The following is a 10,054-nucleotide window of genomic DNA, read 5'->3' on the forward strand; positions in this document are numbered from 1 at the left end:
GCCCAGCACCCTGACCCTCGCCGCGTACCACCACCGTCGTCCCGGTCGGCGTTACCCGGCCAGCCCTTGCCCAGTTGCACCTGGTGGTACCTCAGACCCCCGCCAGCCCGCACCCCTCGTTGCAGCCGGCGGGCCACCGTGCCCCGGACCTCTCCGCGGTCCGGGGCACGGCCGCGGACAGAGGTGTCACGAGATCCGGCAAAGCGAGGTTCCGTGAAGGAGGGGACGTCGGGTGACTGGATCGGGTGAAGTCACGGCGTGGTCAAAGGCCAGCGCCGCCGGTCCCGTTGTTCGCGTGCTTCACGCTGCAATGGGCCCGTTTTGCCTGATTGCCCGTCACCTCCCTTGTGGCGGGAGGCCGGAACTTAAACGCCCGCCACGCGGAAAATCCGGCGACACACCCGTCACGAGGTTGCGTACATGAACGTTGGTGAGGAAAGATCACCAGCATGGCCAGGCCCTACGGAAGTCGAGACGCAGAAGAGCGGGAGTACGTGCCGCCGGTGCGTGACAAGAAGCGGCGAGATCTCGTACGCCTCTCCCCCATGGTCCCGGCCGAGGTCCACAAAGCCGCGTACGACAACGCGAAGGCTGCGGGGGTCTCGATGGGCAAGTACGTTGCGGAACTCATCCGGCGCGACCAGCTCGACGAGAGCGGTCGGCCGGTGTGGGCCCGCGAAGCCTTTGGCGAGCCGGACCAGGGAGAACTTCCTATGACCGGCTGATCAGACAGCGTCGGAGGGCGCTAAAAAGCCCCGGCCAACTACCTAACCGGGGCGGCGCCCATCCGACGTACGGGGGACTCAGCTTCACTCCCCAGCGAGCTGAACCCCATTTGTTTTACCTGCAGTTACACCCACCCACGGTCGACTCCCCAGCCGACCACCCCGCAAGAACAGCGCTTCCCGGCGCTGCTGGCCCTAGAGCGGCCCGGCTTCCCAACCGGGCCCCTCGCACCAACACGGAGGAGGTGAGCCAAGCCCCGCAGGACGCTTTCCCAAGCGCCTGCCGGGCGGTGGTGCCCTCACCACACGGAGTTAGAAGCGCACCCCTTGAGCGACCTGGTGAGCCGCGCTCGGAGCCCTCCGCCAACTAGGCGCGAGGGGGCTTCGGCGTTCGTATGGAGTTAGGAGCCCTCCCATCGTAGCGGACAGCTACGGTGCCGGACAGCTCATGCCCGCCCCCGGAGTGTCCGGGGAACCGGGCGTGCACAGCCCGTCATCTGCCCTGATTCACAATCCTCATACCGGTGTCCTGCCCGCCCCCCGGGCCGCGCGCGTGGACCTGCAGGAGTTGTTCCTGCAGCTGTCCCCGCGGCTGTCGGTGCGCGTCGACACCAAGAACTCCGAGGGCAAGTGGCGGCACAAGTACGTCGAGCGCTCCCTGCATTCCCTGCGCCGGGCCCCTCGCGGCCCGTACGCCGTCTACCTGTCGTCGGCGTACGGCCGCTACCGCTGGCTCTGCTTCGACCTGGACGACAAGCGCGGAGAAGTCGGCCCCGACCTCGCCACCCTGCTGCGCTGGCTGGAGGAGGCCGGGCTGACCTATGTGGTCGCCGCCTCCGGGTCCGCCGGCGGACGGCACGTCTGGGTGGCCGCCGAGACCCTGCTGGACGCGCACCTGGTCGAGGCCCTCGCCGTGGCCGCCGCCAAGCGCCTGCCCACGCTCGACTACGGGCTGCTCAAGTCCCGTACGGGCGCGGTCCGCCCGATCGGTGCCCCGCATCGCAACGGAGGCCGCAGCGAGCTGCTGAGCCCGCCGGACCCCCGCCGGGCCGCCGCCCTGCTCACCCCCGCCAGCTGCCGCAACCCCTCCGAGGCGTTCACGCGGTTGCTGCTCATCATCGACGCCGTCCCTGCCCGTGAGGACTTCCGCCCCAAGGTGGTCGGCCGCGACGCGTTCGCCGAGGTCCTCGACGACCGGCTGGGCCCCCGGCTCGCCGGCACGCCCAACACCGTGCTGGACCGCGACACCATGGCGCTGCTCACCCGCCGCCCGCCGGCCGACCGGGTCAGCGAGGTGTGCGGGTCGCTGCTCACGCGGCTGGCGCTGCGCCGCTGGACGCTGCCCATGGTCGAGCGCCTACTGGACGACCGCCGTTACCGCGAGGGCGGGCTGCTGCACCTGTGCACCGCGCCCGGGGTCGGCACGCTGCGCGTGGCGCTGGACCAGGCCGACGTCAAGGAGAAGCTGGAGCGCCAGTGGGCCCGCTGCGTCGCCTACGCCGCCACGCTCCCGTACACCGAGGAGTCCCTGCAGCGCACCGAGACCATCGCCGAGACCGTCGCCCTAGTCGAGCAGCTGCAGCAGGCCGCCGACGCCTGCCCGCAGCGCTGGGCCACCGAGTCCGGCCCCGCCGACCGCGCAGCCCTGGACCTGTTCTGCCTGCTCGCGCTGCGCTCCGGCAGCACCGTGCTGAGCCTGGATGTCCGCCGCGCCGCCCTCGCCACCGGCCACGGCCGCTCGACCATGCACCGCGCGTTCGGCCGCCTCACCCTCGACAGCTGGCTGGGCCGGGCCACCGACGAGGGTGAGGCGGGCACCTACGAGCTGCTCCCGGTCACCGCTTCGCACCCCGCGTTCGGCTCCGCTGCACGGGGTGGGACACAAGGAACCCCGCCCCCCCTAGGGGAGCACCGGGCCGCCCTGACCTCCCTCCTCCAACACCGCCTTGCCTCCGGCCAGGCCGACGTGTTCGCCTACGGCCGCGCCACCAAGCAGCACGCCGGAGGGCTGGGACACCACGCCGGCCGGGTCTACCAGCAGCTCGCCGGTCACGCCGACCGTGCCCTCAGCCTCGCCGAGGTCTGCCAGCGCACTGGCTACCGCCCCCGCACCGTCGCCAAGCACCTCGGGCGGATGCGGGACCTGTTGGTCGCTACGCGCGCCGTGATGACCGTCCACCACGAGTGCCCCACCTGCCAGGCCGCCCCGGGCGAACGCTGCCGTACGACCACAGGAGCCCTTCTCCGCCGCCGTGGAGCCGACCAGCACACCGCCCGCCAAGCGCTCGCCGCCGAACGTTCCAGCACCCCGTACTACCGCCCTCGGCCCGGCGCCCTGGTCGCCGCGGCGAAGGCCCTGGGTTGCTGCGGTGTCACGGCGAGCCGTGCACGCCGGTACGCCATCGAAGTCGAGCTGTACCGGTGGTGGAGGCGTGAGGAGGAGTGGATGCGCGCCCCCAAGGCCGGCATCCACACGGGCGTCCAGACGCACCCCGAGCAGACCGCCCTGGTGCTCACCACACTGGCCAGCCAGCCCCGGCGCCGCTACCCACGCACCGCCGACGGCCGGGGCGACCACGCCGCCGCCAGGGCCCGCATCGAGCGCCGCATCGCCACCGCCTGACGTCACGGCAGACAGTGGCATTCCTCCGCTGCTGCTCCGCTCTTTCTGAAACCGATCACCCACCGCAGGGCTTGTTATTGAGACTTCAGCCGGCTGGTGACAGTCGACCTAGTGGGGGTAAAATATGAGGCGCATCGCCGGCGCGCCATGCGCCTTGGCCTGCGGTCGGTCCCCGGCTGGGACGGGGACCGACCGCAGGCCGACAGGAACCGCTCCGGCGTCGGCCGCCCTGTGCGCCTGCCCGCGCACCACTCGTACGACGGACTCCCTGCAGACAGCGAAAGGCCGGCGGTCATCGGGCAGATACCGCCGGCCTGCGCCGAGCACAGAACCCCGGGCGGCACGCGCCCAAGAAACCCGGCCTGAACAGTCTAGGCCCTACCGCACAGGACACCACCAATGACCGAAGACGAGGCCCGCGGCCTGCTCCAGCAACGCCTGGCCGCGCTCGGCGAGCGCATCACTCTTGCCGACATCGCGGCTGCTACCGGCCGCACCCCTCACTACATCCGCCACTACTGGGCCAACACTCCCGAGCGCGGCTTCCCCAGCACCCGGGGCTCCCGAACGGACGGGACCAAGGAGTTCGACCGGGACCAGGTCGCCGACTGGTGTCACCGGAACGGCATCGGCGTCCAGCTGCACGCATCCGAGATCGAAGACACCCGCAGGGACTGGGTCACCACTGCGGACATCGCAGAGCGCCTTGGCCTGCGGGACCGCTCCGCCGTGCGCTACCACGCCCGCAAGCATGCCGCCGGCAGCCCCGACCCCTACCCGGCCCCCGACGAGGACGGCCGCCGCTACTGGCCCGATGTCCTCGCCTGGCACCAGCGGCACGAAAAGGCGCCCCGCACCAAGCCAGGCCCGCAGCCCACCGCCGGCCTGACCCCACGACTGCACCGTGTGCAGTTGCTCGTCGAAGCCGCCAAGGCCCGCGGTGAAACCCTCACCGCCCGTGCTCTCGCCGGTGAACTCGGCATCCACGAGGACAGCGCCTACCGCCTGCTGCGCAACCTCGCCCGCGCAACAGGCGCCGAGTAGCAGGCCGGGACAGGGGCCGGGTGGGCGGCCCTGACATCGCGGGACCCCTCGAACCTTGACAGACCCGCCCCACAGGCCGCACGGGCAGGCCACCCCAGGGGGCAAGGGGGCTTCGCCCCTCCGCGCAAGCGCGGACCCCCTGGTGCGGCCTACCCGCACAACCAGCGAAGCAGATCAGTAAAGGCCCGAGCCCACGATGTCAGGGCCGCCCACCCTCATGCCGCCCCCGGCTAACCCGCTCAGATCACACCCGCAAAAACACCCTCTCACCAGCGGAAACAGGTTGACCACACCCCTCTTGTGGTGTAAATTATGAGGTGTCGGAACGGGAGGGCAGACCCGGTCCGACGAAACAGAACCCGAACGAAAGGATGACCATGTACCTGGTCGGCATCCACTCCGAATACGGAGTCGTCGTCGCCCCCAAGGAGTTGACCGACATCGACGGCGCTGCTGTGGACGTGCTGCACGGTCGCGGCTTCCGGTGGAACGACGACGAGGAGGTGTTCGCCGTCCCCGTCGAGAACCGGGACGAGAAGGCCGCCGAGGACTTCGCTCTCTGTACCGCCGTCGCGCTGCTGCTGACCGGCCACAACGTCATCGTCTCCAGCGATTGACGCACCGGTGGGTGCCCCCATCCCAGCCGGGGGCACCCATCCTCAGGAAGAGGAAATTATGAGGTGCAGGAACCGGGAGGGCGGACCCGATCCCTGCACCGACAGAACCCGAAAGGTGCACAACATGAACAGCACCAGGACGCGCGGCACTCGCCGAGCCCGCCGGACCTCCCCCGAGGCATCCCGCGCCGAGGTCGCCGACCTGAAAGCCAAGCTTGACGAGCAGGTGAAGAACCTCACCGACAGCGAGGAGTGGCGCGCGATGCTCCGCGCCGCCGTCGGCATCGGCCGCTACTCCTTCCGTAACATCCTGCTGATCCTGCTGCAGCGCCCCGACGCCACCCACGTTGCCGGGTACGGCGATTGGCAGAAGCGCGGGCGCCAGGTCCGCAAGGGCGAACGGGGGATCCGGATCCTCGCCCCGATGACGCTGCGCCGCCGAGGCGAGGACAGCGAGGAAGGCGAGCAGGACGACAGCCAGCCGTTTGTGATCTTCCGGCCCGTCAGCGTCTTCGACATCAGCCAGACCGACCCGCTCCCGGGGCACCCCGACCCCGCCGACATCCCCGCCTATGCCCCTCTCAGCGGCGCCGCGCCGGAAGGACTGTGGGAAGCGCTGGAGGCGTACGTGACCGCGTGCGGCTACACCGTGGAGCGCGGAGACTGCGGCAGTGCCGAAGGGTGGACCGACCCCGAGACCCGCACCGTCCGGGTCGGCGGCACCGCGCAGGACGCCGCAGCCGCGAAGGTACTCGCGCACGAAGCAGCCCACATCGCCTGTGGTCACATCGACGCCGCCCCTGGCGAGTACCGCCGCCACCGGGGCCGCATGGAGACCGAGGCCGAATCCGTCGCCTACATCGTCGCCGCCGCCTACGGGCTGGAGACCTCCACCCAGTCCGCCCGGTACGTCGCGGGATGGGCGAGCAGGGCCAACACCGACAACCCCGCCGCCGTTCTGCAGGAGACCGGAGAGCGGGTCATCACGACCGCCAGGGCGATGCTCGACGCTCTCGCCGGGCAGTGACCACCCGCCGGGGCCCGGCAAGGGCCCCCGGTTCGCTGGAAGGGAGAACCCCGTGATCGATGAGCCCGCAGAGGGCAACGACCCCGCAGAGGGCAACCGAGCCCAGGCCGCACTGGCCGCCCACGCCCTGCAGGCGTTCGCCCAGCAGACCGGACAGCAGCTCATGGGCAACGGCACCTTGCACATGCCCGAGGCCACCTTCCTGGAGGTCGGAGGAGACCTGCTGGCAGATCTCCTCCATCTCGGCCGACTCAACGGCGTGGACCCCGACGTACTGATCAACCGGGGTCGGGCGCACTACGACGCCGAGGCTCCCACGGAGGACGACGAGTGGCCCGACGCCTTCCATTACACGCCGCCAGTGATTGACCCGCACTCCCGATAGGGGTAAATTATGAGGTGCAGGAGCGGGGAGGCAGACCCCGCTCCTGCACCTCACAGAACCCGAACGAAAGACCCGCATCATGACCGACGTCGATTTCTTCCCGATCACGCTGTATCCGCGCCGGATCTCAGCGGACATGCTCGAACTCCCCGACGCCGTCATCCCGCTCGTGCGCATCGCGTACGCCGCCGACGTGGAGCCCAACGACGTGATCCTGGGTGACGCACCGATGGGATACCGCTTCTCCGGCTACCTGTGCAGGCCCTTCCTCGCCGCGCCCACCGAACACAACCAGGCCGACTGCTGGGAGTGCCGCACCAACATGGCGAACTACCGGCCCAGGAAGCCGGTTCCACAGGCCTCCGGTTGGGCGATGGATCACTACCTCGACATCCTGGAATCGGTTGAGTTCGCCCGCCGACACCTGGATGGCGGTGTGATCGATCTCGCCACCGGCGTCCACGTGCACGTGTGTGACCGGATCGTCGTGGTGCCCGCAGCGTTCGCCAAGGAAGTTCCCGCAGTGGCCAGCTACCAGCAGTTCATCCGGGACGCCACCCGCGCCCGGCGCGAGTCTGCCTGATCCGCCGCCGGACACGGAGTCCGGGCGCAACCACGCACCATCGAATCAGTGAGGGCCCTACGGGGCCCTCCCTTGCGTGTCTACAAGGCGGGAACCGAAGGTGCAGCCCCCTCTCTACCCCGGTCCGCGACGGCCGGCCACGGTAGCGCTGCCCGGCGCGCAGGACCCAGCAGTCCCAAAAAGTGCCCGCCGGCAGGCCGGCGAACTGCAGCCCGGTGCGCGCCGCCGAACCCGGTGGTTGCTGCCGTCCCTATGCCAACGCTGCGTACGGCGAGGACAGCCGTCGGCCCGTGACCACAGGATCCGGGAGGGCACCCGAAAAGCTCACTTCCGGCCGTTCACCGGCCTCGGGGAACATCGGTACAGCGATTATCGGTGAGAACGATCTTGTTCAGGGGGTGAGTGCGCTGACCCGGTTCTCGTACTCGCGTCGGGCCTTGCGCTGGGCCGGGACCGCGGGGAAGCCCTGACCGCCGTCGAGCGGCTGGCAGCGGGCGAGGAGCCCTCGGTGCACGGCGGGGACGGCGGTGACGCGCAGGGTGTAGCCCTGGCCGCGCCGTACGGTCGTCCCCTGGTCGAGCGCGGCCCGCTCTGCGGGCTCCAGCTCGGTGGTGCGGAGGTAGTCGGCGACCTTGCCGGGCATGTCGAGGGTGACGGGCAGCTCCGGGGCCGGGCCGTCCTCATCAGCGGCGGTGCGGTCGGGCAGGAGGTCGGCGACGGCCGTGCGGATGGCGCCGCGGCTGACGCCGTGGTCGCGGGCGAGGGCGGCGATGGAGCGGCCCTCCAGGTACGCGGTGCGTACGTCGTCGGTCTTCGCGGCCGCCACCGCGGGGCGGCGCCCGCCCTTGTTGCCCTTGGCCTCGGCGGCCCGCAGCCCGTCGTACGTCAGCTCGCGCTGGAGGTCGCGCTGAAGTTCGCCGGCGGCGGCGAGGGTCTGCACCATGAACTTCACGGTGGACAACAGTTCTCCGGTGCGCGGGTGGCGGGCAGTGAGGTCCATCGCGGAGAACGCGCCGTCGTGGATGCGCAGCGCGACCTGGTCGCGATGGAGGACGTCGAGCACGTCGAGGATGTGGCCGGTGCCGCGTACGAGGCGGAACATCTCGGAGATGTGCACGGTGTCGCCCGGCCGCGCGTACGTCAGCAGCTCGCGGAACTTCGGGCGCTGAAGGGGGTGGAGGCGGCTGGAGGTTCCCGGGTCCTCCTCGAAGACGACCGGGGCCTCGATCCCGGCCTCGTCCAGGACGAGGCTCTGCCGGGCGGTGGACTGCTGGTCGGTCGAACTGAACGCCTCGATGTCACAGCTCCGGCAGGACCGCATCCTCCACGAAGCCCGCAAAACCGCCGACCCTCTCCGCCTCATGCGGCTGTTCGGCATCAGCGACACCACCGCGATGCGCTACATCTCCGCCGCTCACCCCGAGAAGACCGCCCGCCTCCCCTGCTGATCAGTTGCGCGGCAACAGCCATGCGCCAAAGGCGGCGATCACGCCAAGAAGGGTCAGAATCGTCATGAACGACGGCATCGGCAGGCCAGTTGGCCAAACCGTGGCTCGGTGGTGGCTATTCAGCGCGAGCAGCAGACGTTCCCTGCGTCGAGGTCTGATGATCAGCACCGTTCTCGTCAGATACACGTCGATCAGCCTCAGTAGGGCGCTATACGCAAGAGCGATCCCACCCATCACCGCCCATCCTTTGGACCGCTGTTCATCCTGCACCACCCAAAGCACGAACACCCCGAACCATGTGACGAGCGTCACCATGTAGGTGCCGGTGGCCAGGGACTCAAGCCAAATCCGGCGTTTCCGCCTCCAGAATTGAGCTGGTTCCAAGATTGTCGAAAGTTGATCACAGGTGCTATGCACCCAATTCTCATCAGTGCCGGTCACGCGGACACCGCTTGCGACGTCCGGCCCCGCAGGTGATCGAGCCTCCTTGGCTACGCCGAAATGGGCCACAATGCATGGCTCTGTCTCGCCTGGTTTGCGGCCCTCAATGCGCAGGTCCTCCACGCTCGCTGGATCGCCAAGGGCCGTCAGTAGGTCGGTGAGGCTCGACGCCTGGACCTCTTGGCGCATCTCAATGTCCTGACGTCTCGTCGCATCAGGCGCATGGACCAGCGTGACAGTTCCTCCAGGTCCGAGAGATGACGCAACCTGGGCGATGAACTCCTCCATGCGCGGCTGCAAGAGCCACAGGCCCGTCTTCTTCGTCTGCGCTACCCAAGTCGTCGACACCGCACGGATGTTAATGCCGGGCAGGGCCTGGACGCGTCTCCGCAGGCCGTCGGTTGCCCGTCAGGCACGAACCCGCGCCGGACTCTCGGCTCAGCCACCGCACCCCACGCGGGTTCGAGCCCATACGCGTCCAGGAATCCGCGAACCTGCGCGCTTCCCCCGGCAGCCGCGCCAATATCGACCACCTGGTCGTCGGCCCGTTCGGCGTGGCCCTGGTCGACAGCAAGAACTGGCAGTCGAAGAAGTCCCGCATCGTCATCACCGGCGGGCTGCTGCGGTACGGCCGCTACGACCAGACCAAGGCGCTGCAGACCGTGGTGTGGGAGGCGCAGCAGGCCGAGAAGGCGCTGGAGGTGCCGGTCCGGCCGATCCTCGCCGTGCACGGGGCGAAGGTGCCCGCGCCGCGCGGACGCACCGAGCTGCACGGCGTCACCGTGATCGAGGCCAAGAAGCTGCGCGGGATGCTGGCGGGTCTCTCCCCCCAGCCCGGATGGGACGCGGCCCGGGTCACCGCCGTAGAGCAGCTGGCCGAGCAGCGTCTGCCCCGGCACGGCGGCTGAGCCGAGGCCGCCGACCGCACAAGGGCCCGGGACGTCTCCCGGGCCCTTCGTCTATGTTCCGACCGGCTACGACGCGTCCGGCTGGACGTCGTCCAGGCCGAGGTCGAGGAGCACCGCCAGCTCCTCGCCGGCCGCCCACCGCGCCAGCAGCGTCCGGTCGACGAGCCGCACCCCGTGTCGGGCCGCCCACACCACCCGCTCACGGGCGAAGGTGCCGGAGCTGACCACCAGGAACAGCGGCCGGGCGCCCGGC

The 10,054-nt window shown here is 69.9% G+C and carries 11 protein-coding genes and 1 pseudogene; 9 read left to right on the forward strand and 3 right to left on the reverse strand.

What is annotated here, in order from left to right:
- The first annotated feature begins 449 nt into the window (after window positions 1–449).
- From CCN44_RS17210 to CCN44_RS17245, 7 genes are all read left to right on the forward strand, one after another.
- Window positions 450–725 carry a hypothetical protein gene (locus tag CCN44_RS17210; RefSeq protein WP_143649810.1) on the forward strand — a complete coding sequence of 92 codons (276 nt, stop codon included), beginning with the start codon at window positions 450–452 and terminating at the stop codon, window positions 723–725.
- 553 nt (window positions 726–1,278) lie between these two features.
- Complete coding sequence (locus CCN44_RS17215; RefSeq protein ID WP_237481816.1) at window positions 1,279–3,348, forward strand: zinc finger domain-containing protein; 2,070 nt, start codon at window positions 1,279–1,281, stop codon at window positions 3,346–3,348.
- Window positions 3,349–3,747: 399 nt separating this feature from the next.
- Entirely contained in the window at window positions 3,748–4,392 is a 645-nt protein-coding gene (locus tag CCN44_RS17220; protein ID WP_086698154.1) for a hypothetical protein, read from the forward strand.
- A 371-nt stretch (window positions 4,393–4,763) separates the two neighbouring features.
- On the forward strand, window positions 4,764–5,009 hold the full coding sequence (locus tag CCN44_RS17225; RefSeq protein WP_143649811.1) for a hypothetical protein: 246 nt from the start codon (window positions 4,764–4,766) through the stop codon (window positions 5,007–5,009).
- A 124-nt stretch (window positions 5,010–5,133) separates the two neighbouring features.
- Window positions 5,134–6,036 (forward strand): ArdC-like ssDNA-binding domain-containing protein, encoded by a 903-nt coding sequence (locus CCN44_RS17235; protein ID WP_208639789.1) that lies wholly within the window; start codon window positions 5,134–5,136, stop codon window positions 6,034–6,036.
- 52 nt (window positions 6,037–6,088) lie between these two features.
- Complete coding sequence (locus tag CCN44_RS17240) at window positions 6,089–6,421, forward strand: hypothetical protein (RefSeq protein ID WP_086698158.1); 333 nt, start codon at window positions 6,089–6,091, stop codon at window positions 6,419–6,421.
- Window positions 6,422–6,500: 79 nt separating this feature from the next.
- Window positions 6,501–7,004, forward strand: a complete 504-nt coding sequence (locus CCN44_RS17245) for a hypothetical protein (RefSeq protein ID WP_086698159.1) — start codon at window positions 6,501–6,503, stop codon at window positions 7,002–7,004.
- A gap of 391 nt (window positions 7,005–7,395) precedes the next feature.
- Here the strand turns inward: CCN44_RS17245 and CCN44_RS17250 are convergent, their stop codons facing one another.
- A complete protein-coding gene (locus CCN44_RS17250; RefSeq protein ID WP_086698160.1) occupies window positions 7,396–8,325 on the reverse strand; it encodes a recombinase family protein in 930 nt (309 codons plus the stop codon).
- Between CCN44_RS17250 and CCN44_RS45060 the strand changes: the two genes are divergently transcribed.
- Window positions 8,300–8,452 (forward strand): hypothetical protein, encoded by a 153-nt coding sequence (locus CCN44_RS45060; protein ID WP_167403995.1) that lies wholly within the window; start codon window positions 8,300–8,302, stop codon window positions 8,450–8,452. The two genes, CCN44_RS17250 and CCN44_RS45060, sit on opposite strands and share 26 nt — an antisense overlap.
- On the opposite strand, the gene CCN44_RS44060 is transcribed toward CCN44_RS45060, so the two are convergent.
- Window positions 8,453–9,181 (reverse strand): hypothetical protein, encoded by a 729-nt coding sequence (locus CCN44_RS44060; RefSeq protein ID WP_143649813.1) that lies wholly within the window; start codon window positions 9,179–9,181, stop codon window positions 8,453–8,455.
- A 113-nt stretch (window positions 9,182–9,294) separates the two neighbouring features.
- Here CCN44_RS44060 and CCN44_RS17265 point away from each other — a divergent pair, with 113 nt between their 5' ends.
- Window positions 9,295–9,801, forward strand: a complete 507-nt coding sequence (locus CCN44_RS17265) for a nuclease-related domain-containing protein (protein WP_237481817.1) — start codon at window positions 9,295–9,297, stop codon at window positions 9,799–9,801.
- A gap of 66 nt (window positions 9,802–9,867) precedes the next feature.
- Here the strand turns inward: CCN44_RS17265 and CCN44_RS17270 are convergent.
- Window positions 9,868–10,054: pseudogene (locus CCN44_RS17270) on the reverse strand (hypothetical protein); the annotation flags it as partial.

Source organism: Streptomyces tricolor (assembly GCF_002155905.1).
Taxonomy (GTDB): domain Bacteria; phylum Actinomycetota; class Actinomycetes; order Streptomycetales; family Streptomycetaceae; genus Streptomyces; species Streptomyces tricolor.

Coding starts and splice junctions, on each gene's coding strand:
- CCN44_RS17210 (WP_143649810.1), top strand. CDS start 450: ATGGCCAGGCCCTACGGAAGTCGAGACGCAGAAGAGCGGGAGTACGTG.
- CCN44_RS17220 (WP_086698154.1), top strand. CDS start 3,748: ATGACCGAAGACGAGGCCCGCGGCCTGCTCCAGCAACGCCTGGCCGCG.
- CCN44_RS17225 (WP_143649811.1), top strand. CDS start 4,764: ATGACCATGTACCTGGTCGGCATCCACTCCGAATACGGAGTCGTCGTC.
- CCN44_RS17235 (WP_208639789.1), top strand. CDS start 5,134: ATGAACAGCACCAGGACGCGCGGCACTCGCCGAGCCCGCCGGACCTCC.
- CCN44_RS17245 (WP_086698159.1), top strand. CDS start 6,501: ATGACCGACGTCGATTTCTTCCCGATCACGCTGTATCCGCGCCGGATC.
- CCN44_RS45060 (WP_167403995.1), top strand. CDS start 8,300: ATGTCACAGCTCCGGCAGGACCGCATCCTCCACGAAGCCCGCAAAACC.
- CCN44_RS17250 (WP_086698160.1), bottom strand. CDS start 8,325: ATGCGGTCCTGCCGGAGCTGTGACATCGAGGCGTTCAGTTCGACCGAC.
- CCN44_RS44060 (WP_143649813.1), bottom strand. CDS start 9,181: ATGGAGGAGTTCATCGCCCAGGTTGCGTCATCTCTCGGACCTGGAGGA.